The sequence below is a fragment of the Pedobacter deserti genome (assembly GCF_024436415.1).
GTDB lineage: Bacteria > Bacteroidota > Bacteroidia > Sphingobacteriales > Sphingobacteriaceae > Pedobacter > Pedobacter faecalis.
Map to the genome: position 1 here is coordinate 2,718,753 of NZ_JAFMZQ010000001.1, position 25,386 is coordinate 2,744,138.

Here is a 25,386-nt window from a genome sequence, read left to right on the forward strand (position 1 = left end):
TTATGAAACGCTTCTTTCTAAGTATGGCAGTATTGTCTGCCCTTTTATCCGGCTGCAAGAAATCAGACGACCTTTCGGGTCCCGAAATACAAACGCTTTCCCTCACTGCCCTTTCACCGGTGGCCGTAGAATTTAAGGGAAACGTGGTAAGTACGGGGAAACACAAAGTACTCGACTACGGTTTTGTTTATTCCAACACTGGAACGGTAGACGAAAATAACGGAACCAAGGTTTCTTTGGGCAATAGTATTGGCAAAGGCGAATTTTCAACGACAGTGAAAAACATCCGTCTAAATCCAGGCTACGGTTACACAAATTGGGTTTATGCACGCGCCTATCTGCGCGATGAGAGGGGAACGGCTTTCGGCGCAATGCTCAACGTCAGTCTGCCAAGCCCTTCGGCGGGCAACATTCAGCCTGGCTCTGCGAAGTCTGGCGACGTGGTTAAAATTATCGGTAAATTTTATAACCCTGACCTGGCTGATGTACAGGTTACTTTCCAGAATATACAAGGAAAAGTCATTGCGGCTAACGATACCGAGATCAGTGTTGAGGTGCCAAGCGGAATCAATGCATGGCACGGTTACCAGTTGAGCGTCACGGCCTCTGTAGGAAACGTACCTGTAGTGGTAACGAACAACTTTGTGATCCTCGCCAATGTGAAAGATTACTCACCCAAATCCGGTGCTATCGGATCCGTAGTTACGTTTTCCGGCGACAATCTTCTTTCTGAATATAGCAATGGCAGCGCCTTTACAGTGCATTTTGGGGATAAGCCTGCAAGTATCGTTTATAGCAATCAGATGCAGACGCTTGTCCCTTCCGGCTTAAGCGGAAATGTACCTGTTTCTATCACTTATAACGGCGTGAAGACTGTCCTGCCTGGTGAATTCAGCATACAGCCGTCTACGATCTCAAAAGTCTCACCCCAGTCGATAATGCCAGATATGATGCTGACAATCTCCGGTACCAATTTTCCTAATCAGCATAATCCTTATGAAAACGCTGCTATGGCTAAGCTTGGTGATGCATCCTATACTTCAGCAAACTATGATTATCAGGGCAACTATACCTTCGTCGTTCCGTCCAATACAGAACCAGGCGAGTACACCCTGACATTGAAGCTTGGAAGTACAGAGATCGTATCGCCACAAAAAGTAACCGTAGGTGCTTACGCCGTTACTGGATTTAGCCCGCAAAAAGGTGCGCCCGGGACGGAGGTAAACATTAGCGGCACTTTTATTAAAGATAACGGTTACAACGTTTACTTTGGAAACTCAATGGTAGGTGCAGTCGCCACATCGGGTTCTAATTTGCGCGCAGTTGTTCCCACTGGAATCAACGCAGGAATGCTCAAACTTGCCGTAGATCTGCCTGGCAGAAGAATCTCTGCGCCTGGTGAATTTGAAATAAAAGGCCCAACCATCGATTCGTTTTCTCCGGCTTCAGGAATTGCGGGTACAATTATTACGATAAAGGGCTCCGGATTTTATCCGGGAGACTGGTATACCACAGTAAAATTCGGCACGATTAGTATTCAGGCGATAAAAGTGACAGAAAACACGATCACAGTTGCTGTACCATCCAATCTGAATCTCGGTGCCATGAAATTAAGCATCGTGACGGCGGGACAAGAAGTTATGGCTGACGGGAACTTCACAGCTACTAATTAAGAAAAGCCCCGATTTTTTGAGGCTGGTTTGCAAATGAATTCGGTTTGTGAACCAGCCTTATAACACAAAAGCCTCACGATGTGAGGCTTTTGTGATCCCGCTGGGATTCGAACCCAGGACCACTACATTAAAAGTGTAATGCTCTACCAGCTGAGCTACGGAATCATCGTTCTTTCGAACTTATTTACTCTAAGCGTTTCCGTTTAAAGTGGTGCAAATATAGAAGTATGCCTCAATTTTTGCAAATATTTATTGTACAAAACCTATACAATCCTGATTATTAGTTAAATTAATTGTGTGCCGTCGACACCTGCCTAATAAACCGGTGGTTTTGCAGACCTTATTACCGAGAAACTTCTTTGTATGGATCTGGTACCAGCAACCACGGTTTCTTCATATGTATCTATCTTTGCAGGCGTAAAGCCTGCCCCTGCAAGTAACCCTTTCACCTCGGCGTTCTCATACAATTTAAAGCCGTACTGCGTAAATGGAAGCGTCTCCATGAAAGATTTGGGTGCAAAACAAAGGACAAACATACCGCCCGGTTTCAACACGCGTTCTATTTCCCGCAAGTATGCTTCCGGCTCTTTCCAGAAGTACAGTGTATTTACCGTAAATATCTTGTCGAACATATCATTGGGAAAATCAATCCGGATGCCGTCTGACAAATGGATCTCCGCGCGCCCCTCGCCGACCAGATCACTGTTGGTCTGTTTACACAGATCGACCATCAACGGCGATATATCGATTGCGTGATATCGAATTGCGTTTGTACGTGTAAAAAGCTCAGCAACATGTGCGCCCCCTCCAGGTCCTATTTCCAGAACGATATCGTTACTATGCAAATCCAGGGCAGAAATTGCCGTTGAGATCATGAACTGATTGTTGGCTGCCATGTTTTCAGCGGTAGGCAAGCCATTATCGCCATGCGGACAGCCCAGCTGGCTTGCCAGTTCTTTTAATTGTAGTTCATCCATCATCACTGTCAGCGATTATAGTCGTCTTTTGGTTCGGCAGCCATTTTAATGACTAGTTCTCCCCCACCCGTGATATCCTTCCAGGAAATAAACGGGCGACTAACCGGCCTGCCCTTGAACCGCATGCTCTGGATATAACGGCGGGTCTCTCCTCCATTTTCCCTCAATATATGAAACATCTTTCCTTTGTAGTACTTCGGGTTTAAACGGATTGAAATCTTATCAAACAGCGGGCTGCTGATGCCCATCTCCGGATTAATGCTGGTAAGGCCACCTACATCAAGCAAACCCATAGCGGCCATTACATACCATGCGCCCAGCTGGCCCTGGTCTTCATCCTGCCCGAACCCATAGCCATGTACGCCATCCACACCGTAAAACTCATCGCATATCGTGCTTACCCATTTCTGAGTGAGCGATGGTCTGCCGGAATAATTGAAAAGCCAGGAAACGTGCAGGTTGGGTTGATTTCCATGGTTGTACAAGCCTTCCAATCCGCTGAAGGCGTCGAGCGTCGTCCCACCGCCAAACTTCTGCTTACGTGAGGTAGTGAAGATACTGTCGAGCCGCATGTTAAACTCATCGCGACCGATCTTTCCGACGAGCCTGTTGGGATTCTGTGGCACATAGAACGTATACTGCCATGAGTTTCCCTCCTGAAAACCACGCCAGGCTTCGCTGGGTTTAAAATTGTCGATGAACTGTCCGTTAGCCAGCTTGGGGCGGATAAGCTTTAATTTTGGATCAAACAGTTGCTCCCAGGCCGATGACAAGCGGTATAGCTTTTTATAGTCCTCAGTTTTCCCAAGCGCCTTCGCCCATTGTGCTACAGCGTGCGCACTAAATGCATACTCCATGGTGTGCGAAGCAGAAAACTTCCATGACTCTTCCCAGCCATTGCCTTTGTCGATATGATTCACATAACCGTAATGCACAAAACTGTCTACATCAAGTTTTCCTGCGCCGCGCGGACGGTCCTTACCAACCAGTTCGTTCTTAAGCGAAGCTTCATAGGCCTTGTTCATGTCAAAATCGCGAATGCCCGCCATGTAGGCGCTTGCCATCGCCAGGCTTACAAAGTTTGTACCTACGCCTGAAACATATTTGCTGTTGGCGATGCCATCGGCCAGCCAACCGGAATCCTGGTAAACCAGCAGCTGGCTTTTCACCCAGTCGGAATAATATTCCGGGTAAGCAAGCGCCCACAGCTGAGTAAGGTTCCAGAAAGCGCCCCATATGGCGTCTGTATTATAGTGGTGATGAAGTGGGCGGTTGTTGCGGTCGACCGGAATCTGACCGACAGTTCCGTCATTCTTTGGATAAGCACCATTGACATCGCTGGCCAATCCACGGCCTAGCAGGGCATGATATAGGCCGGTATAAAACTTCTGCAGATCTTCCGGCTTGCCGCCGGAGACATCTACACGCCCGAGGTGATTGTTCCAGGATTCCTGCGACAGTTTCCGGGCCTGATCAAAATCAAGCGTCTTGGCCTCAGATGCAAGATTCAGGCGTGCGTTCTCTAACGATGTGTACGACAAACCGGCTTTGACGGTAATGGGTTCATTGCTTTTAGTCTTAAAACTGAGAAAAGCACCCGCTCCTTCACCCTTTTCGGACCGGCTTCCAGCACGCTGCACGGCGCCTTTAAAAGTACCAAAACTGGAAGGCTGTTTATCGACCACTGCAGAGAAGTACATTCTGACCTCCGATCCGGTCTGATACTTCTGCACATAAACTGGCAAGGTTGTTACGTATCCTTCTATCCGGCCATCCTCCGTAACTTGAACTTCCGCGTCCTTTACTGGTCCGCTTTCGCCCTGCCGGTTGCCGATGTCAAAAATCAAATGCGATTCTTCTGATGCCGGGAATGTATACCTGTGAAAAGCTACTCGGGCTGTTGCTGTAACCTCAGCTTTAATGCCATAGTCTTTCAACAAAACTGCATAATATCCTGCTGTAGCAGTTTCGTCCTTACGATCAAACGCAGACCGGTACCCTGCCTCCGGATTTTCCAGTTTGCCCGGGACGGTCTGCAGCTTTCCCGTTGTGGCTGTAAACACAACGCCGCCAACCTGAAACTCATGAAAGTTGGGAAAGCCCTCGATGGATGTGTGACGAAAATCGTAGCCAGTAGCCTCCCAGCCGCTCGCATTGCCATAACTACCATTGGTAGAGGGTCCGGGCTTGGCCATTCCAAAGGGCATGGCTCCGGGAGCGTAATGGAACCAGCGGCAATGCGCGGTACCAATATTTGGATTTACATACTGGATAAAATCCTTTTGCTGCGCCCGGGTATTGCTAAATATGCCAGCTGTAAACAGCTGTGTAAAAATTATTGCACGCACTATGCGATGTTTCATAAGGTATTAATTTGGTTAAATATTCATGTGCACACGTTCGGTAATATGTACCAACATACTGCTAATGTAACAATACAAATTTTTATTTCATATTTTTGGTGTTTCATTCTCAGTTCATGACGTATTCAATTGATCATAAAAGCCCTGTCCCTCTGCACATTCAGGCAGAGCAATTATTGCGAAGAATTATTGAGGAGCCTCAGTATTCCGACCAGGGAAAACTTCTACCCAACGAGGTTGAGCTGGCCAACCATCTCGCAATATCGCGCACCACGTTGCGGCAAGCCCTGAACAAACTTGTATACGAAGGTCTGCTGATCCGTAAAAAAGGTGTAGGCACCAAGGTAGCCGAAAAGTCCGTAAGCTCGAAATCGATGAACTGGCTCAGTTTCTCACAGGAGATGAAGGCACGCGGCATTCCGATCAGAAATTACGAACTCCACATTAGTTGGGTAATACCAGACGATCATGTGGCAGAGTTTCTCGGCACAACAGCCACTGAGAAAGTACTTAAACTGGAACGTTTGCGCGGAAGGCCGGAAAGCCCTTTCGTCTATTTTGTATCCTACTTTAATCCACGGCTTGGCCTCACCGGCGAGGAGGACTTTAAACAACCGCTCTACGAAATACTGCAGAAACAATATTCGGTACTGGCAGATCTTTCCAAAGAAGAGATCAGCGCCAAGGGAGCCGATAAGTTCATTGCGGGTAAGCTGGAGATTGAGCCAGGCTCGCCCATTTTGTTCAGGAAGCGCTTCGTGTACGATCAGGACGAACGTCCTATTGAATACAATGTGGGTTACTATAAAGCCGATAGTTTCGTGTATACACTCGAAAGCCGCCGGCAACCAGCAGGCTAAAAAATGTGAACTTTTTCATACCCGGGTTGTTAACATTACAAAATACCCGATCATGAACAAATTTGCACAAGATCCACCCGAGAAAAATGAGCCAAAGCGCGATCCCGAAGTAATCACCGACCCATCGCTCACAGCCGAAACCGATGAACTTCCTACCGGGGAGGTTTCGGAGGACAAGGACAATGAGGCTGACGAACTGCATGTGGGCGACTTGAACACGGCTCCGGCAGAAGATACAGGACTGAACCATGATGCCGATGATGACCTGAGCCTGAATAAAAGTAAAGATATTTAAATTGCAGGTTCCTGTGTCTGGCGTTTGCTGCTGAGTATACTTTTAAGCACCCCGGCGAACTCCCTGTTGTCGATCTGTTCGCGCAGATCCGTTAAATCCTCATCCGATGCGTTGATCAGTTTGTGCTGCAGCGCATAAAACTCATACCGGAAAAGATATACGTAATGATGCGCCAGGTTGTAGTCAGATTTACTGACCTGGATGTCGGGCAGAACAATCCCATCGCTATAATGAACATGCAGGCAGCGCTCCTTCAACGCATCTGCCCGCTGCCACCAGGTTAAGCTGTCCTTTCCGGTTACCAGGCCGGTAAATTCTACCACGAGCAACTGAAACAGGCTCTTAAGGCTGTATTGTTTCTTCGGCCCTGCCAGTTTCAGGATCTCCCTGATATTAAACCAGACCTTAAAAAAATCCATGATCAGGCCGTTGCCACGTCTATCCCGCGCAAGGAGTTCATGGTAACTGATGATATGTTCGGGATATAATGCTTTACTCCTCAGCAGCAGCAAGGTGGCGTAGACCATCTCTTCAGCCCCTAATATCAGATGCGCCACCGAATTCGGGTAATCACCTACCGTAAAAATGTGGTGAGCAACAGAAAAATGTCTTTCCGCGTTATCGATCAGCGAAGGATATACTTCTCCGCTTTCACGGTCGCTCAAGTGAGTAAAATCGTGTTTAATGCGCATACATCTATAAAACTACTTATAAAAAATTGACTTTACATTCCTTTTTTTCTTGGATTTTCAAATTATTGGAGGTAAATTTATGATAGCGGTTTAATCTTAAGGTAAAAACAAGGGCAAATGGACACACAAAGAATTAAACTCATCCTCTATTGGTTATTTCTTACGGTCGTTTTTTACTTTTTCTGGGCTGTATCATACTTTCTTACGGTAAAATTCCTGATTTCACAGCTAAGACGGTTCGGAAACTCAACTACCTCGGTCTGGTCGGAACTGAAACTGGATGATGCGTTTTGGTACTTTATATGTATCGCGGGGGTCTCATTCGTGCTTTATGGTATTCACTATATTCTGAACAAGGCGCCATTCCGGATGTTCACATGCATAGTGTTCCTTGTGCTGATCCTGTCTTCTACCTCTCTTCTTGTTTTCAATCAAAGTTCACCTGTAGAAGGCGCTCAGCGGTATTTGCATCTTGCTTATGCGCTTGTAACCTGCGTACCAGTGGCTTATGTACTTTTTAAAGAATTGCCGGAAAACAATTCTTTTAGAAATACCAGTTTGTAGGGAACTGCATAGCATAGTTTTTGTTTTGGTTAGATATATACGTGTATATTTGATCAAAACCCCCTGACATGACCAAAAACATCTTCATCGCGTCGGCCGAGCCCTATACCGGTAAATCTGTAATAGCGTTTGGCATGGTAAATATGCTGCTGTCTAAAACGCAAAAGGTCGGGTATTTTAAGCCCATCATCGCAGAAGACGACCTAACACAAAAGGAAGCCCATCTGGAAGCCATACTGGATCACTTCTCCCTTCCCATCGCTTATAACGACACTTTTGCTTTTACGCGGCAGCAGATTCTTCAGTCGCCCAATTCGGAGAACACCAACGAAATGATCAATACGGTCATTACGAAATATAAAAAGCTGGAAGATAATTACGACTTTACCGTCATAGAAGGCAGCGACTTCCTCGGCGAAGGCATTGCCTTCGAATTTGAATCGAACGCCCTCATCGCTAAAAATCTCGGTGCGCCTATTATTATGGTGGTTACGGGGAAAGACAAGACTGCTATACAGCTGGTCACCAAAGCCATCAATATCTACCGGAACTTCCTGCAGCGTGACTTACAGGTGCTGGGCATTGTTGCCAATATGGTAGACCCGGGAGATGTGAATGATATCCGGGATGCGCTAACAGCCCAATTACCTGCTGAGGTGATGATTACTGTCATACCCATGGAGAGCGGACTGCAGAGTCCGACCATGAAGGAAATTACCACCGCTTTAAACGCAAGGGTACTCTTTGGCGAAGAGCTGATGGCCAATCAGGTAGACAATTTCGTTACCGGTGCTATGATGCTGCCTAACTTTCTGAACCACATTAAAGAGAATGTGCTCATACTTACGCCGGGCGACCGCGGCGACATCATTATCGGATCCTTACAGGCCAACCTATCGGCCAACTATCCAAAGGTTGCCGGAATTGTTCTCACTGCCGGTACCCTGCCCGATGAGCCCATGCTGCGTCTGATAGAAGGTCTGCAGGCTGTCATCCCGATTATAGCAGTCGACTACGGCACCTTTGAAACCTCCACACGGATCGGCGCCATTCATTCCAAGATATCTAAAGACAACAAGAAGAAGATTGAGCTGGCCATCGATATCTTTGAGCGCTATGTAGATATGCAGGTGCTCGACGATAAGATCATTACCTTCCAGTATGAAGGCATCACCCCACACATGTTCCAGTACCAGCTGGTTAAATGGGCTAAGAGCCAGAAAAAGCATATTGTACTTCCGGAAGGGAACGACGAACGCATATTAAAGGCGGTAGAGCGTCTGATCAGTCAGGACATCGTCGATATTACGCTCCTGGGCGATCAGCTTGAAATCGCCACGTCCATCAAACGACTTGGCCTGAACCTGGACATCAACGCGATTAACATCCATAATCCCGCACAGTCTAGCCACTACAACGAATACGTCGAGACCCTTTACGAACTGCGCAAAACGAAGAATGTAAACATGGAAATGGCCAGGGATATGATGACCGACGTATCATACTACGGCACGATGATGGTTTATAAAGGTCATGCCGACGGCATGGTTTCAGGAGCGGTACACACCACGCAGCATACGATTAGGCCCGCACTGCAGTTTGTTAAGACCAAACCAGGGGTGTCTGTTGTGTCGTCCATCTTTTTTATGTGTTTGCCTGAGCGGGTAGCCATATTTGGCGATTGCGCGGTAAATCCCAACCCCACTGCGCAGCAACTGGCGGAGATCGCTATTTCTTCGGCCGAGAGCAGCGCCCGGTTTGGTATAGAACCACGCATAGCAATGCTTTCCTACTCCTCGGGCACCTCCGGTGAGGGCGAGGATGTAGAACGCGTACGCGAGGCCACGGCCATTGTTAAAGCACGCCATCCCGAACTTAAGATTGAGGGACCGATACAGTATGACGCTGCGGTAGACCCGGCAGTGGGTAAGCAAAAACTGCCTGGCTCGGAAGTAGCCGGACGGGCCAGTGTGCTGATATTCCCTGATCTCAATACTGGAAACAACACTTACAAAGCCGTGCAAAGGGAAACCGGCGCACTGGCGATCGGCCCTATGCTTCAAGGATTAAATAAACCAATCAACGACCTGAGCCGCGGATGCACCGTGGATGACATTTTCAATACTGTAGTCATCACCGCCATCCAGTGCCAGGACTTATAACTTATACATGAATATTTTAGTTATTAATTCGGGAAGCAGTTCCCTGAAATATCAGCTTTTAAAGATGCCTTCTGGTACGCTCTTAGCCAGCGGACTGGTGGAACGAATTGGCGAAGCGGGCAGCCCTATTAGAGACCACAAAGCCGCACTTGACGAAGTGCTTAAAGAATTGCCTGCAGCAGTCGATGTGGTAGGTCACCGCGTTGTACACGGCGGTGAGCGATTTTCGGAGGCCACTGTGATCAACGACGATGTCAAGAAGCAAATCCGCCGGCTGTTTTCCCTGGCACCGCTGCACAACCCGGCCAACTACGCCTGCATTGAAATGGCTGAGCAGACTTTCCCGGGCATTACTCAGATCGCTGTCTTCGATACGGCATTTCATCATACCCTGCCCGCGAAAGCATACCGCTTTGCCATCCCCGAAAAGTATTACAGGGAAAACAAAATGCGCGTGTACGGCTTTCACGGCACCAGCCACAAATACGTAAGTGAACAGGCAATAAAGTGGCTGGGCGACAAAGCAGACACGAAGATCGTAAGTATACATCTGGGCAACGGATGCAGTATGACCGCCATCAAAAACGGCAAGTCGGTAGACACCAGCATGGGTTTCGGACCGCTGGCCGGATTAATGATGGGCACCAGGTCGGGCGACATCGACCCATCGTTGATCTTCCATCTCATTGAACATTCAGGTTATACGCTTGAACAGCTTAGCAGGCTGCTGAACAAGGAATCAGGATTGTTGGGTGTGGGTGGTTCCGGCGATATGCGAGACATTCGCAAACGCGTTGCAAACGGTGATCAGGGGGCTAAGCTGGCACTTGAAATTTACGCCTATCGTATCAAAAAATACCTGGGTGCTTACACCGCTGCAATGAACGGACTCGACGCAATCATCTTCACAGCCGGAGTCGGCGAAAATGACGCCGACATGCGCACAGCAGTATGCGAAGAAATGGACTACCTGGGTATAGCGCTGAATGAGGAAAAGAACAGGAACTACAAAAAGCAAATCACAGACATCAGTGAAGATGGATCTGCGGTCAGGATTTTGGTTATTCCGACCAACGAGGAACTGGAGATTGCACTGCAGTGTTATGATATGATGGCGAAATAGTGAGCGGCAGGAAGAGCTATTCCTCTTCCTCCCTGCCTTCCTTCGTTACTGCACTTTCATCAACCTCTCCGGTGCGATCGTTTGGCAGACCCTCTTTTTCAGTATCGGGCGTCACGGTTTCTATATCTTTTTGAACTTCGTCTGATGGTGCCGGGTGTTTCTTTGTTTCTTCTTGCATAGCTGTAAAATAAATAAGGGTAATACATCAATGTACTACCCTTATAATATAAACTGGAGATAAATTGTTTTTATCTATGCATATCTCTTAAAGTACCAGGCTGTAGGTTGCGCCCTTCCAGGTCGCATTATATTCCTTTCCATGATGCTCACCAGGTGTCTTGTCCATATCGCTCACCTCAACTACATAGCGTCCGGGCCAAATAGGTGTAAATTCGAAACTACCGTTGGCATCGGTATAAAACTCCTTAGACCATCCGTAAGGCGAGAAAACAGTAACTGTTTTTTTCGTAGCCGCAGCACCATTTAAGTAAGCAGTCATTTTTACCGGTTTCTTCACTTTCAGCGATGATACATCGGCCAGGTGCAGATTAAGGGCATTGCTATTTTGAGAAGCTACCGGCGCTACCCCGCCAACCGATACGGTTGCGCTTGAGAGAAAGTGGTATTTGGTAGTACCACCCAGGTCTTTAGCTTCATGGCTTACCGTGATGGTGTATGCGCCATTCTGCTGTGGTGTAAAACTGCTTTCAAAATAGTTTACACCGGGAGTGACTGTCAGCTGAGTTTTCTTTTGATCGGGACCAACCAGCCACAGCGTAAATTCTTTAACGTCAGAATACCAGGTCGAAACGCTGTCGCGACCCAGATCGGCATACTCACCGTAGAAAACTTTAACGGTCTGCTTCTGTCCAACTTTTCCGGTGGCAGCAGTTTCTATCCATAGTGCATGTGCGAAAACACTGGCAGTTGAGAACGTCAGCAGTGCGGCAAGAATCGCGAATTTTAGTTTCTTCATTTTTATTTCTTTATATAGGTTTTTAATAGACAATTACTTCAGGGGAGCACTAGCAGCGAGCACCGGCTCCGGTACCTTCTTAAATACCTTTCTGCCCGGATTAGGCCCCTCGCCTGCCGACTGCAAAGCACTCTTGCTGTCAGACTTCTTTTTCTTCTTAAACTTTCGTCCATACCATACCAGGAAACCCGTGATAGGCAAACTTGCGCCAATCAGTGAAGCTAAAAATGCCAGCACTTTTCCCGGGAAGCCCAGTATGCTGCCCACGTGGATGTCATAATTCATTTTCCGAAGTTTGCCCGCAAAGCCGGCATCTGCATAAGACACCGAATATACATCGGTACCCTTTAACTCCTTCAAGGTATGCTGATCAAAGGCATAGGCCTCGCGGTTGTAAAACTGTCCTTTGCTTGGATATACCGATATTTCGATGGCCGCTTTGGCCTTTTTCTGATCAGGAAAAACATAATAGAACCCTTTAGATTCCGGGCTCTTGGCAACAACCTTGCTCCAGGCGGCATCCATAGCCTCAAGTGGTTTGTAAAACTTACCAACCTGTGTGGTATCCGACTGCAGGCGGCCATACTCACCTAGTTTCTCCCCTCCGCTGGTAACCCAGTACAAGCCTTTACTATACCACTCAATTCCATATACCATTCCGGTAAGCGCGATTGCCGCAAGAAACAGCAGGGAATAAAAACCAAGCACATTGTGCAGATCAAGATTCACGCGTTTAAATGAAGCTTTCCACTTAATTTTAAAACTCTTATCGCGTGTAGATTTGTTCCATTTCTTAGGATACCACCAGATTAGTCCCGTGATCAACAATACAACAAATACCAGCGTACCGTAATTAACGATAGGCCTACCGATTGCCGGAGGCATCCATAAAAAGCGGTGACCGTTCAGAATAAACCTGAAGAAATCAACCTCACCTTTTTTGCGTATCTGCTCCTTCATTACCTCACCAGTATAAGGATTCAGGTTGAGTGTAACACCAGCACCTCGGCGGCCAACCTCTTCAGGCGACCTTAATGTAACCTGCACAGCACGGCCTTGTAAATAATAAGCAGAAGCCGCCACCTTATCAGGAAAACGCTCCGAGGCCACAGTGGCAATAGCAGATGGGGTAATCACAGGCTTATCCTGCCACTCCACGTTTAGTTCCGGCTCTACCAGGGCTGTAATTTCTTCCTGGAATGCCCATATGCAGCCTGTGATGCAGACAACGAAAACAATGATGCCAGATATAAGACCCATCCACAGATGGAGCCAGTTGTTTACCCTCTTAAAAAGCGAGTCCTTTTGCTTTTTTTTCTGTGTGGAATTCCTGTCTGTCATCATTGTTTTATTGTTAGCTTGTTGAATTATTTAAATCGGTAGGTTAACGATAGCCTTGCGTTTCTTGGCATATCGTAGATATAGGTGTAGTACGAGACGGATGTAGGAGTTTCCTTTGCTACCGGAGTATAGGAACCTTGGGTTATCAATCTGCGGTCGAGCAAGTTATTTACTAATACGGAGACAGCAAGCTTACCCTTTTCATATGTTGCCCCAGCATCGAAGCGAATAAAATCCGGTAAGTTCGGCTTTCTTGCACCGCGTCCTGCGAAACGATCAAGCAGGAGCTGGTAACCACCAGTTAATCCAAAACCATCTAGAATGGCACCAGGCTTTCTAAGACGGTATGACAGCCATCCATTGGTAATGTGCCTTACTGAGTTTGGTGCATATGCGCCCTTTTGATTTGTAGCGGCATTAGGATTTAGGTCTTTAGTCGTTCTGGCGTCGGTGTAAGCATAATTCAAGATCACATTAAGTCCATTGAGAACTTCTCCGTTAATATCTAGCTCGAAGCCTTTAAATTCTTGTTCTCCCAATTGCACACTAGCATTGGGTTGAATTTGCGGATTATCTGGGCCAATTCTTGGATCCGAGGTCAACTGATTTTTCTTAACTATCTTATAGACAGCACTCGTCACATTCCACTTACCGTCAAAGAAATCCTTCTTTATCCCAAATTCAATATTGTTACCACGGATGGGTTTAAACGGATCGCCCTCATGAGTTTGACCAGCGACTGGAAGAAAGCTTTGATCATAAAGTGTATAAGCAGAGAAATTATCAGTTATTGAATAACTTAAACCAATCCGCGGACTGAAGACGTTATCTGAAACTTGCGCTTTGTTGGTTTTCCCGACAGTTACCGCGTGGGTAAATCTCACGGCACCCGTTAAACGCAATCTTTCGTCTAAAAATCGAGCCTCGTCCTGCAAGTATGCACCGGTGTATGCGAGTTCGGTTGCGTATGTATTGCTGCCAGAGCGGTGACGAATGCTTCTCGAACGATCAAAGACAGGTATGTTTGCTACCGGTATCCCGTATCTGGGGTCGTAGATATTAAAAATCCCATTGTTAATATCTGGAGATAATCTGATATCCGCGCTTCCTGGGTTTATTGCATTACCAAAGTCTCCCCAAGTCTTTAATAGCCCCATATCTAATCCACCCATTAGTCGGTGAATTACATTTCCGGTCTTTAAATCACCCATAATGCTGAACTGTGCGTTTCTATTGATCGCCAGCTCCTCGCTGATATTCAGATACCTGATCATATCCCCATTTGGAGCAATAGTCGAAGGCCAAGGCGTACCACCTTCCAAGCCGTAGTTCAAATATGCCACCTGTCCATTTAATTTCCAGGTGTCGTTTAAACGATGATTCAGATAAAGCGTTACGTTGTGATCATAAAGCTTCGCCGGGTCAAGAGCCGGATCACCAATAAAGAGACTGGGATCTGTATCAGCGTATCCTTTTGGAGAAAAACCGTACGTACCCAAAGCCAATGCCTCTACATGCTGTGTCGTGTATTCTAGCGTAAATTTCGTATTGCTGTCGATCTCATAACTAATAACCGGTGCAATCACATATTTATCGGTGTAATTGTATTTATTATAACTATTCTTTGCCTGTGCAGCGACGTTAAAACGATACAACAACTTTCCATCCTTGGACAGCTTTCCATCAAGATCGATCGCAGCTCGACCCAAACCAAAACCGCCCGCGGCTAGCGTTAAAAAGCTTCGATTTTCGCCGGTTGGCTTTTTGGTTACGACGTTATAAATACCCCCGGGTTCGCCATTAGCCATCATAAATCCGGATGGACCTTTAATAAACTCGATGCGGTCAATGGTAGCAGCGTCATCGGCAAGTGGACCCCATGGAGTTTTTAGGTTCATCCCATTTCTAAAGGCCGGGATCGAAGTTCCCCTTGTAGATATATTCGCATACTGCGCGTCCCAGTGCCCTGTCCTAACGGTTCCTGAGACGTTCCTGGTCACCCCGTCAACGATATCAAACACCTGCTGATCGGAAAGCACAGCACTCGTTACTACGCGGATATTCTGAGGTACCTCAAGCAAAGGCGATTGTAACCTCAAAGAAGGAGAAACCTTGTCGACCTTAAATTTCTTTTTATGTCCATCAATCTGAACCATGTCCAATTCAGACGAATTTTCATTCAATGAAAAGTCAACCACCACCGTTGACTTTGATGTAATTCGTACTTGTTTTTCTTTTGGAAAAAGGCCTACGGCCGACACCACAAGCGTGTACTCGCCTTCAGGCACCCTCTTTATTTGATATTCACCATCTTCATTGGTCATTGCACCGAAGGCAGTTCCTTTAAGAGCTACACTTACATACGGTGCAATGCTTCCGTCGGAAGTAGTTATCCGGCCTCGAACGGAGCCGTATTGCTGCGCATCATTGGTAGATGTCACCGCCTTTCTAGCGAGGACAGACGCAGTAAAATTACTTGAATTTCCCTGTGCGGTGGCTGAAAGCACAGCAGCACAAAGAAAACTAGAGAGCACAATTCTTTTGATTTGCATGGTTTTGTTACAATTTATGCCCGCAAATATAGAACTACGTTTAGAATTAATCCAAATAAAACACAGATTATTTATAATTAATCTAAACATAGCTCTATATCAAACTATATGTTATTGCAGGTGCTGAATTGCAGTGATTTTTCCACCTTCAACCTTTAAACCTCTTGTTGCTGATGCAGTCGAAGCATCGATTTTATAAATCCAAGTAGTACCGTCATTCAGGTTTACGCCGATATAGCCATACTTTCCATCCTTAGGCGTGTAATTATTGGTGGTTATAAATTCAACGCTTTCTGGATCAGGGAACCCTGTTACCAGCTTCACGGTTTGATCCGCAACATTCACAATAGCTAATTGCTTTCCGTCTGTATAAGCGTCGCGATCTTTATCGTTTTTTAATACAACATTTGCGATATATTTATCTTGTCCCAAATACATCCAATTGGTGATTACATAACCGCCTGAGGCTGTTTCAAAATTAAAAAAATAAGATTTGTCAAATTCCGTGGTGCCTGATTTCAAGCGGGTAATCGCAGATGGTTTGGTAGAAGTAAACTTTGAGTCGCTTGTCTCCGGGCTTTCAACATTGTCGTCGGCAGCTGCCGCTGGCGAATATGCATAAACGTCCCCATTTTCCTGAACACTAAGGCCATCTGTGAAATACTTTCCGATAAAGCTCGTTCTGTCGTCCTTTATCACCTTTTCCAATTGCATGTCTGGATACGAATATACGGCAATCCACGCCTCATCGGGGTGCTTGGTCCAGAAATTACGTCCTGTAATAGAGAAAAAAGGCATCCAGACCTTGTCGCCCACTTGTTTAATCCAACTAAAATGTGCGATTTCGCCATTGGCCGCCGGGGCAAGTGCGTCTAAAGTTCCTTCACCTACAATGGAGGTTGTATTTGTATTTACTCTATACCAAAGTGCACTTGCGGTAGGGTTGCCGTCAGTTGATGCAATTGATCTTGGTACTTTCACCATCAAAATGTCGTCCTTAACGGGAGCGAAAGCCTGAACAGTTTCTGTGACGAAATTTGTCAACTTATTTAATTTCCCGCCTACGATATTATATGCTGTTACTGCTCCAGGATTGCCTTGTCCATAAAGCATGCTAAAAAACTTGTTGTTGGCAGTCACATAATACCTGTAAGTTCCATCTTGTTCTACACCGTTGCCAATAATCGAAACAGTGCCCTCGTCCAAGTTGCCGGCTGTTACCAAGTAGTCGGCGACACCCTCTAAGGCAATGGGAGTCACCGCCAGTACAAAGTTACCTGGATTTTCCGGAACAATTTCCTCATTCCGTTTTGAACACGAAGTCAATACGGCTGCGAAGGCTAACGCTGCAAGCGTTTTAGTAATAGTTGTTTTCATGTGAATATATTAATCGTTTATAATTATTGTCTATTTATAAAATATCGGAGGTTCAGATAAAATCCTCTGCTAGGCTTTTGTAGACTAAAGTTGTCGTAAAGGGCTACGTCGGTAATATTTCGGGCCTCCACTCCGATATTGTAACGGCCTTTTGCCATGCTGTAAACTAAGTTTACGTCATGCGAAAATTGCTGAGGTACTTCATTTTTTGTCGTTGAACTGTTCGTCCCTAGACTCGGCCAGTAAAGCCAAAATGAATGCACATATAGGAGATTATAGCCAATGTTCAGATTAGTGCCTTTTCCGCCCAGATTCGGAAGAGTTATAGATACATCTCCATTACCGAACAGATAAGGGATATTAGGCATCTGATCAAGATAAAGCGGGCTCACACCATTATAGTCTGGTTCTATCTTTTGAAGATTACGCAAAAACTGGTAGGTCATCGTAGCACCTGCAGACAGCCATTTGCCATATGAATAACGCAGTTCAGCGTCCCCGCCCCAGGTTGATACGCCTTGCTTATTGTCCAGTATTAACCTGGTCTGGTTCCTGTTTAGTCTGCTAAAAATAAAATCTTTGGCATATCGGTAAATACCGGTAGCCGTTACTGAGAAATAATGACGGTTGTTTAAGCTGAATCCATAAACCATCCCAAGATTGAGGTTATCACTGCTCTCAGGCCTCAAGTCTGGATTCCCCTCAAGATTTTCCAGATCGCCAAAAGTTTCCTGAGCTTCAGGCAAACGATTACTCCGTTCATACGATGCACGCAACTGCAAGTTGGAATCAAAGAAATAAGTAAATGCGGTACCAAAGCCAAACTTGGTCATACCGGGCTGTCCAGAAGATTCATTGCCGTTTATGGTCTTCTGATATATCATTTTTCCAAAAGCTGTACCGCTCCATTTATCAGCAACGTCATAGCTGTATCCAAGGCCGATTACATTCTTATCCAAACGTCTTTTCAATCCATTGTCCGAATTTGCAGGATTCAATATATCATTCGCGGTCCTGTTGAATGTATTATATACGTTGCTTAAGGCTATCGACTGATGCTGATCGAGGCGGTAATTGAACATTGCAGTACCCAGACCGTTATGGTTGCGGTACTTAGCAAGCGTAGTTCCCCGCTCGCCGCTTGTACCCATCGACTTACGCGTTCCATACCAATCGAACCTGGCATTTACGGTATCGATATTCTGTTCAAATCCAAGATTATAATTCGCATTAATGGTCACGTCCAGCCCTTTCAGCAAATCACTTTTCCTATATTTTAAAGACGGCATTAGGATGTTTCCGCGTCTGTGGAGAGCTCCGAAAACGGCTTCTGTTCGGGCGCCGGTCTGAATCTCCTTATAGTTCTTACCAACCGTCATGCCAAGCAGTAATTTATCAGCGTAGCTTTTGTCTACCACGCCAATGTTGGCAATAACCGTTTCGTTATGATAGGTGTCGTTGAATCTCCTGATTGTTTTGCCCGGATAATACTGGCCTGTAAAGATATCGGATGCCATAATATCCATCTTGTAGTCATTGTCGGAGTAATTCTGAAAAGCGCTGACCTGAAAAGTAAAGTTATCTTTTGTAGTTACAGCACCATTTAGAACGCTTCTGTGCGTATTGAATGAACCATACGAATAAGACGCGTCCACATAATTTCTATGTCTGTCTCCGGTCACAATATTAATCGCGCCACCCAATGCATCGGAACCTAACCACATTGGTACAACGCCCTTGTATACCTCAACCCGCTCGGCTACATTTATTGGGATGTTATTAATTTGAAAAGACGATCCAAAGTTATCCATGGGGATACCATCGATAAAAAAACGGATACGGCTGCCCGAGAAACCATTTAGCGATACATTAAAATTAGAACCTACACCTCCAGACTCCCTTACCCTCACACCCGCAACACGATCTAAAGCGCCCGAAATATCCAGTGTGGTATTATATAGCTTAGTCGCGTCAACCGCTGTTACATTGAAAGCCTGCCGGTTTACCTCCTGTGCTTTAGTACGGCCAATCACGTTTACCGTCTCCATATTCCGGGTATCCTCGGCGAGGGTAAAGTTGAGCGTCAGCTGTTTACCAGCCTCAATTTTTACATTTCGTTTTTCAGAATGGAATCCAATGGCAGAAACGAGAATACTATAACTGCCCGCGACAACGTTACTAATCTGATAGTAACCATTCTCGTCAGAAACAGCACCGCTTGTAGAATTTTGAATTTTAATGGTTGCAGAAGGAACCGGTTCTCCGGTGCTGCTGGTAAGCCTCCCTTTCAGGCTGCTTGGCCCGGTTTGGGCTTGTGAAAAAAATACGCAGGTACATAATATACCTAATAGCAAAAATTTACTAATTTGCATGGCTTTTAACTGAGATTAAAGGTAACCCGGCTTTGCCGGTCGCCACACGGGTCCGAAACCGTGTGGCATTTTTTTTATGCCAGCAAATATAGAAGTATGTTTAGAATTATTCCAAATAAGTCACAAATTATTTATACAAATTCTAAACAAGCGTTAAATATGCTACCAAAAACCTGCAAGAGGCCACCTGAGCTCGAGATTAGGAACTGAGTTATAAAGCCCACAAAGACTTGGCTAGAATAAAAATAAAAAAGATCAGTATCCGCATTTTCTAAGGATACTGATCTTTTAATGAAACAACTTTTCGATCTGGGGGCCGCTAGAACCCAAAGAGCTCTTTTAGTTTACCGTCAATCTTATCGCTATCGCCAACGTAAGCCGCCACAACCTTACCTTCTTTGTCGATCACAAACTTGGTGGGCAACGCCGGAACGCTGTACATGGCCATAATATCGGCGGGATTCTCCTCACCCTTCATACGTTTTTTGGGATCTGAACCTGCCAACGCGTGGTGAAACATGGTGATGTTGTCGGCCGCAATGGCCTCACGCCAGGCTTCCGGTCGCGAATCATCATCTGCTATGCCAATAATTTCAAGACCTTTATCATGGTACTTTTTGTAAAGGGAGATGAGATGCGGGTGACTCTGTCTGCAGGGTTTACACCAGGTGGCCCAAAAGTCGAGGATTACATACTTACCCTTAAAACTTTCAAGCGACAGTTTTCTGCCGTTGACGTCCTTGGTAGTAAAATCGGGCGCCTTCTTACCTACCAGTTTATTTTGAAGCTCAGATACCAGCGAAGCCAACATCTGATCCATATTCGCGGGTGAAGTAACTTTTTGTTCCTGTCCGTTAACGTTTACACAGAAGCTTACCAGCAGCGCGCATCCTAATATTTTGATTGCTTTCATATATCAAATGTTTAGTAAATCTTACTTAGAATATCCTGGGTTTTGATCGCCAATAGCCGGGTTACTTACAAACTCCGTTTTCGGTATCGGTAAAATATATTGATTCACACTTGTTATTGTCGGGCGCAGTTCAGTCACCTTAGCCAAAGGAAAACGAAGCAGCGCCCAATACGCTTGTCCATCTTCACCGATAAGGCTTCTGACATATTCATAGTAAATCTCCTTACAAAGTTCGTTGGCTGTGGCGGAGCCGTCTACAGCACTAAAGTTCGTCACCCCGGCGCGGGTCATTACTGCTTTTAACTGTGTTTTGGCCAGGTTGAGGTCACCTCCTGAGCGGGCAATCGCCTCCGACTGCATCAGGTAGATCTCCGATAGTCTGAAGGCATATGCAACTTCAGATACCATCGTCGTGGCCAGGGCAGGCTGCACATATTTGATAAAATAGTACCCTTTGCCTCTTCTCCCGGCATTGCCGATCATCCATGACTTGCGAGGATCATTGGTTAGCAGCGTATTCAAAGCAGCGGTAGCCACATAATAGGAGTTTCTGGAAACGTAATTTCCACTTGTGTTATAGTAGTAGTTCTCCTGATTGGCCTGAGGTTTAACACCCATAATCACCTCGGTGCTGGTTAAGCCCTTGGTGTAGAATATATCCCTCGGATTGTTTTCGAGCACATACGGGCCGGTGGTGATTATCGTATTTCCAAGCTGGGCGCAATCGGCATAGTCACTTCCCTGTCCGCGACTCATTAGTACCCGCATTTTAAGGGCCATTGCGGTCCACTTATTCGCATATACATTTGTTGTTGCCGGAACATTGGCCGCTATCGAAAAGTTCAGATCTTCCAGTATAAAAGCATAACTGTCTTTTACCGACGCCCTGGCCTGCGAAATATTTGTCGAGGTAATAAACTTCTCGCGTAGCATCACACCGTACGCGCTGTTCAAATCCCACCACTGACCAAACCAAAGTAGCAATTTGAAGTGGCTGTAGGCGCGTAAAAACCGGGCTTCTGCAAGCATTCGAAGTTTTATATCATCAGCGATGGCAGCGCTGCCCAGCTTGTTTAAGCCTTCAATAACACCGTTTGTCGCATTGATTAATGTGTATTGTGTACGCCATTCGCTATTCATCGGACTAGTACCCAGCAGGTTTTTGGCCTCATTTAAAGTATTGTTGCCATCGTCCAGATAACCGGTCAGGATTCCGCCGTTTATCTGGTTGCTTAGCCAGTTGGTATTCGTTACCGTAGCATTAGCGAACCGGTAATATACCCCATTTAAAGCCGTTGCAGCTGTCTGCTGATTTACAATCGCGTTGCCCTCTACAAGCGCATTTTCGGGCAGTGCATCCAGTTCTTTCTTACATCCATATTGCGATAACAAGGTAAGTCCCACTATCGCCATCAATATCTTGTGTTTCATGATCTTATCAATTATTATCTGTTAAAAACTTAGCCTTGCACCCAATACATACTGTCTTATCGTAGGATAAGCGTTGGAATCTGTATAGCCATCAACCAAGCTGTAAGGATCGTTGCTTACCTCGGGGTCCTGACCAGGATATTTTGATATGGTAAACAGGTTGGTACCTGAAACATACACCGATAGGTTGGCAACCTTAAGGCGCTGGAGCAGGGTTTGTGGCAGCTGATAGTTCAATGTCAGCGATTTCAATTTGATGTATGAGGAACTGTAAATACTGCTGCTGGTTGTGCCGATAGAATTCTGCCCGTATACCAGTCGCGGACGAGCGGTATTCGTGTTATCCGGCGTCCAGCGGCCAAGTACCGCCCTTCCCTTGTTGGCCATGTCATAAATAAAATTGTCACGAATATCGGCCAGGTAGAGTATTTGGCCCCCGTAAGAATAGTTAAGCAGACTCACCAGTGAAAAGTTACTGAAGATTAACGTGTTCGTCCAGCCCCCATAAAATTTAGGCGCGGCACTTCCAATAAGTCTGTAGGTGTCCACAAATCCTTCCAGCGGACCGCTACCGATCTGATACATAGCATCGCCGATGTTCAGGTATGGATTAAAGAACATATAAAAGGGCTGCTGTGCTTTATAGGCCTCCAATTGCTCCGTGTTTTGGATAATGCCTGCGTACTGGGCACCAACAAACTGCCCTACTGCCATGCCGGTTCGCAGCACGGTGTTCGACATGATATAACTTTGTCCGTTGTTGCTGTTTACACTTCCATGTTTAGGATCGGCATAGTCCATATTAAGCCCGGTAACCAGACTTCTGTTGAACGACACATTCAGATCACTCCTCCAGGTAAAAGACTTAGCACGTAAAATCTCGCCTTGCAGACCAATTTCCAAACCGCGGTTGCGTATATCGGCCAGGTTGGCCGTTAAATTACTGAACGAAGAACTTGGTGCAAGCGGAAGGGTAAACAGCAGACCTGACGACTTCTTCTCGTAAAGACCTATACTTGCCGATAATCTTGAATCGAACAATGAAAGGTCAATTCCAGCATCCTTTTGTAAAGTTGACTCCCACTTTATGGCATTATTGCCGAGCTGACTGGGTATAACGGCATTTGCACCATTATAGGTGGCTGGAGTATACAGAGTGCGGTACAAATAATCGCCGATATTCTGCGTACCCGTATAACCGGCACTGGCGCGCAGCTTAATATCATCTATCCAACTTATATCCTTCATGAAATTCTCCTCTGATAACCGCCAGGCTACACCAGCAGAAGGAAAATAGCCGATCCGGTTGGTATTAGAAAATTTGGAAGAAGCATCAGAACGCGCTGTAACGGTAAGCAAGTATTTATCCTGATAAGCATAGTTACCTCTTGCATAAAAACTTAAGAGTGAATTCTGACCAAATGACGAAACGTTCGGAAGGGTTACTGCCGCAGAACCAAGGTGATTCAGTACAACGTCATCCGGGAAGGTCTGGCCAGATGCCTGGAAAGAGGACGACTTACTCAACTGCCAGGAAGTACCCGCCACGAAATCTAAGCGATGCTCAGCAAACTGTGTATTGTAATTTAAGGTGTTTTCGTAAAGATAACTCACGTTTTCTGACTGGCCCAATGAACCTACACCTCCTTTGGAGTCGACTGCATTGGTACTACCCGATGCGACTAGTGTAGACGACGGCGTGAAGTTTCGCTGCTGGTAATTGTTATAGTTTACAGACGACTGACTACGGAATTTCAGGTCTTTAACGATATCGTATTCCAGCGTAAGGGAGCCCAGGAACATGGCGTTCTTGCCTCGGTTTATACCCTTCAGCAACAACAATGGGTTCTGCAAACCTAGATAAGCATCGCTTCCAATAGCCCCGGCACTCAGGTTTGTCAGCGAACCATCTGCATTATAAGGACTCCGTGTAGGCGGTGCATAAAGCGCCTGCGAGTATGCGCCGTTGGTAATATTGTTGGTGGTAAAGCCATAATTAATATTGGTGATCACTTTAAACTTGCTCGCCACCTCGTTATCAAAGTTCACCTTACCCGAAAGACGCGAAAAGTCTGTCCCCTCAATTACCCCGCTCTGCTTGCTGTACGATAATGAAGTATAATACCGAGAGGCCTTTCCGCCGCCGCGAACCGACAGGTCGGTATTTTGAGTTAAACCTGTACGCAACACCAGATCCAGCCAGTCTGTGTTATCTGCACCAAGGAAGTCAGGCGTATTAACGATGCTACTGGCCCTTGCACTTAAGGGCTCCCCTAGCGCAGCCTGTTCGTTCAGCAAGTTCTGCGCTGCTTCCTTCATGATCGTCCGGTATTCATCGGCATTCAGCAACTCCGCTTTTATCGGACTAGAAAAGCCGGTATAATTGTTTAGTTCTACAACCGGCTTCTGATCACGCCTGCCTTTTTTAGTGGTGATGATTACCACCCCATTGGCCGCTTTCGAACCATAAATCGCCGTACCTGAAGCATCTTTTAATATATCGATAGTCTCGATATCGTTGATGTTCAAACCGGCCAGACTATTCAATCCCCTGGCAAAAGCCCCGGCTAGCGCTGGTGAAGAATCGCTAGATGCGCGTGCAACAGGATCTACCAGTTCGCCAGGAGTACTGATGTATCTGTTTTGAGGCGTAATTTGCACGCCATCAATAATATAGAGCGGATCATTTCCGCCCATTATTGAAGTTCCGCCGCGAACCCTGATGCTGGCGACACCCCCCGGTGAGCCATCGCCCTGCACTACCTGGACACCGGCTGCTTTACCCGATAACGCCTGGTCTACACTCATGAAGGGTATGTCCTTAATCTCGTCTACGCTGACAGAAGCTACTGACCCGGTCAGATCTTTACGTTTCACTGTTCCGTACCCTACCACAACCACCTGCTCCAGACCGGAAGTAACTGGTTCAAGCTTTACATTGTAAACCGTAGAATTGCCAACGGTTACATCGGTGGTCTTGTACCCAATGTAGGAAAATACCAACACGTCAGCACGTTCAGCCGCGATAGCATAAGAACCATTCTTATCCGTCATGGCCACCTTTTTTGAACGCTTGTTCATAATCCCCACGCCCGACATTGGTCCGCCTGTTTCGTCGGTCACCTTTCCGCTAACGGTTACCTGGGTGGCAACATTAGATACTGCCGGAGACATGGGTACAGGTTGCTCCAACTGCTTTAGAACAATATTGCGTCCAACAATCTTATAAGTGAGCGGCAAGTTATCCAGGCAGGTCTTCAGAGCTGTCTCAACAGTCACATTTTTTACATTCACAGAGACGACCTTTTTGTCCAGGTCTTCCGAATCATAAAAAAAATGATACCCCGCTTGCTTGTTAATCAGCTTCAGGACCTTTTCAAGAGGCACATTGCTTTCATTCAGGCTCACCTGTCCGTAGCCGGCAGCACTTACCTGGAGCAAAGCAACAAATAGTACACATGTGGTTAGTTTTAAAACCATTAGGATTTTTTTTAAATGCCATGCCTCCGGCACAGCAATAGAATTGAATTTCATTACTTTTGTACAGTTTGGTTTAATTGATTGAATCACTTTTCATCGTTTGCCCTCAGGCAAGGTTAAGCCAGCTTAACGCAGGGGTGCTGTCACACTCCTGCATTTTTTATTCCGGAAAACCTTCGTTTACATCATGGTAGCCATTTCTTCATAGTGTTCGGTTTGTTTGTTTTAGTTCAGT

Annotated in this window: 18 protein-coding genes and 1 tRNA gene; 6 read left to right on the forward strand and 13 right to left on the reverse strand. The window is 46.1% G+C overall.

What is annotated here, in order from left to right; translation table 11 throughout:
* Positions 1-2: 2 nt before the first annotated feature.
* Positions 3-1,673 carry an IPT/TIG domain-containing protein gene (locus tag J3P40_RS12295; RefSeq protein WP_256006031.1) on the forward strand — a complete coding sequence of 557 codons (1,671 nt, stop codon included), beginning with the start codon at positions 3-5 and terminating at the stop codon, positions 1,671-1,673.
* Positions 1,674-1,765: 92 nt separating this feature from the next.
* Here J3P40_RS12295 and J3P40_RS12300 read toward each other — a convergent pair.
* The 3 genes from J3P40_RS12300 to J3P40_RS12310 form a co-directional block, all read right to left on the reverse strand.
* A tRNA-Lys gene (locus J3P40_RS12300) sits at positions 1,766-1,838 on the reverse strand.
* Between the two features lie 149 nt (positions 1,839-1,987).
* The gene (locus tag J3P40_RS12305) at positions 1,988-2,653 is read right to left on the reverse strand and encodes a class I SAM-dependent methyltransferase (protein ID WP_256006034.1); all 666 of its coding nucleotides are present in this window, start codon (positions 2,651-2,653) and stop codon (positions 1,988-1,990) included.
* A gap of 5 nt (positions 2,654-2,658) precedes the next feature.
* A complete protein-coding gene (locus J3P40_RS12310; protein WP_256006037.1) occupies positions 2,659-5,013 on the reverse strand; it encodes a GH92 family glycosyl hydrolase in 2,355 nt (784 codons plus the stop codon).
* Between the two features lie 116 nt (positions 5,014-5,129).
* Between J3P40_RS12310 and J3P40_RS12315 the strand changes: the two genes are divergently transcribed.
* Together J3P40_RS12315 and J3P40_RS12320 are read left to right on the forward strand one after the other, a co-directional pair.
* On the forward strand, positions 5,130-5,873 hold the full coding sequence (locus J3P40_RS12315) for a GntR family transcriptional regulator (RefSeq protein ID WP_256006039.1): 744 nt from the start codon (positions 5,130-5,132) through the stop codon (positions 5,871-5,873).
* Between the two features lie 52 nt (positions 5,874-5,925).
* Positions 5,926-6,168, forward strand: coding sequence for a hypothetical protein (locus J3P40_RS12320; RefSeq protein WP_256006040.1), 243 nt, complete (start codon positions 5,926-5,928; stop codon positions 6,166-6,168).
* Here J3P40_RS12320 and J3P40_RS12325 read toward each other — a convergent pair.
* Positions 6,165-6,860, reverse strand: coding sequence for a hypothetical protein (locus tag J3P40_RS12325; RefSeq protein WP_256006044.1), 696 nt, complete (start codon positions 6,858-6,860; stop codon positions 6,165-6,167). The two genes, J3P40_RS12320 and J3P40_RS12325, sit on opposite strands and share 4 nt — an antisense overlap.
* Before the next feature lie 117 nt (positions 6,861-6,977).
* On the opposite strand from J3P40_RS12325, the gene J3P40_RS12330 reads away from it, so the two are divergent.
* The 3 genes from J3P40_RS12330 (at position 6,978) to J3P40_RS12340 (ending at position 10,709) form a co-directional block, all read left to right on the forward strand.
* Complete coding sequence (locus tag J3P40_RS12330; protein WP_256006046.1) at positions 6,978-7,424, forward strand: hypothetical protein; 447 nt, start codon at positions 6,978-6,980, stop codon at positions 7,422-7,424.
* A gap of 68 nt (positions 7,425-7,492) precedes the next feature.
* Positions 7,493-9,586 (forward strand): phosphate acetyltransferase, encoded by a 2,094-nt coding sequence (pta, locus tag J3P40_RS12335; RefSeq protein WP_256006049.1) that lies wholly within the window; start codon positions 7,493-7,495, stop codon positions 9,584-9,586.
* Between the two features lie 7 nt (positions 9,587-9,593).
* Positions 9,594-10,709, forward strand: coding sequence for an acetate/propionate family kinase (locus tag J3P40_RS12340; RefSeq protein ID WP_256006052.1), 1,116 nt, complete (start codon positions 9,594-9,596; stop codon positions 10,707-10,709).
* Positions 10,710-10,725: 16 nt separating this feature from the next.
* Here the strand turns inward: J3P40_RS12340 and J3P40_RS12345 are convergent, their stop codons facing one another.
* The 9 genes from J3P40_RS12345 to J3P40_RS12385 form a co-directional block, all read right to left on the reverse strand.
* Positions 10,726-10,887 carry a hypothetical protein gene (locus J3P40_RS12345; protein ID WP_256006053.1) on the reverse strand — a complete coding sequence of 54 codons (162 nt, stop codon included), beginning with the start codon at positions 10,885-10,887 and terminating at the stop codon, positions 10,726-10,728.
* Positions 10,888-10,974: 87 nt separating this feature from the next.
* Entirely contained in the window at positions 10,975-11,685 is a 711-nt protein-coding gene (locus J3P40_RS12350; protein WP_256006054.1) for a DUF4198 domain-containing protein, read from the reverse strand.
* Between the two features lie 33 nt (positions 11,686-11,718).
* On the reverse strand, positions 11,719-13,029 hold the full coding sequence (locus J3P40_RS12355; RefSeq protein ID WP_256006055.1) for a PepSY-associated TM helix domain-containing protein: 1,311 nt from the start codon (positions 13,027-13,029) through the stop codon (positions 11,719-11,721).
* 23 nt (positions 13,030-13,052) lie between these two features.
* Entirely contained in the window at positions 13,053-15,578 is a 2,526-nt protein-coding gene (locus tag J3P40_RS12360; protein ID WP_256006057.1) for a TonB-dependent receptor, read from the reverse strand.
* A 111-nt stretch (positions 15,579-15,689) separates the two neighbouring features.
* Positions 15,690-16,955 carry a DUF4374 domain-containing protein gene (locus J3P40_RS12365; protein WP_256006059.1) on the reverse strand — a complete coding sequence of 422 codons (1,266 nt, stop codon included), beginning with the start codon at positions 16,953-16,955 and terminating at the stop codon, positions 15,690-15,692.
* Positions 16,956-16,978: 23 nt separating this feature from the next.
* A complete protein-coding gene (locus tag J3P40_RS12370) occupies positions 16,979-19,327 on the reverse strand; it encodes a TonB-dependent receptor (protein WP_256006061.1) in 2,349 nt (782 codons plus the stop codon).
* A 319-nt stretch (positions 19,328-19,646) separates the two neighbouring features.
* Positions 19,647-20,240 (reverse strand): TlpA family protein disulfide reductase, encoded by a 594-nt coding sequence (locus tag J3P40_RS12375; RefSeq protein ID WP_256006063.1) that lies wholly within the window; start codon positions 20,238-20,240, stop codon positions 19,647-19,649.
* A gap of 21 nt (positions 20,241-20,261) precedes the next feature.
* Positions 20,262-21,671: a RagB/SusD family nutrient uptake outer membrane protein gene (locus J3P40_RS12380; protein ID WP_256006066.1), complete on the reverse strand. Its 1,410-nt coding sequence runs from the start codon at positions 21,669-21,671 to the stop codon at positions 20,262-20,264.
* A 21-nt stretch (positions 21,672-21,692) separates the two neighbouring features.
* On the reverse strand, positions 21,693-25,151 hold the full coding sequence (locus J3P40_RS12385; RefSeq protein ID WP_256006068.1) for a SusC/RagA family TonB-linked outer membrane protein: 3,459 nt from the start codon (positions 25,149-25,151) through the stop codon (positions 21,693-21,695).
* Positions 25,152-25,386 lie beyond the last annotated feature (235 nt).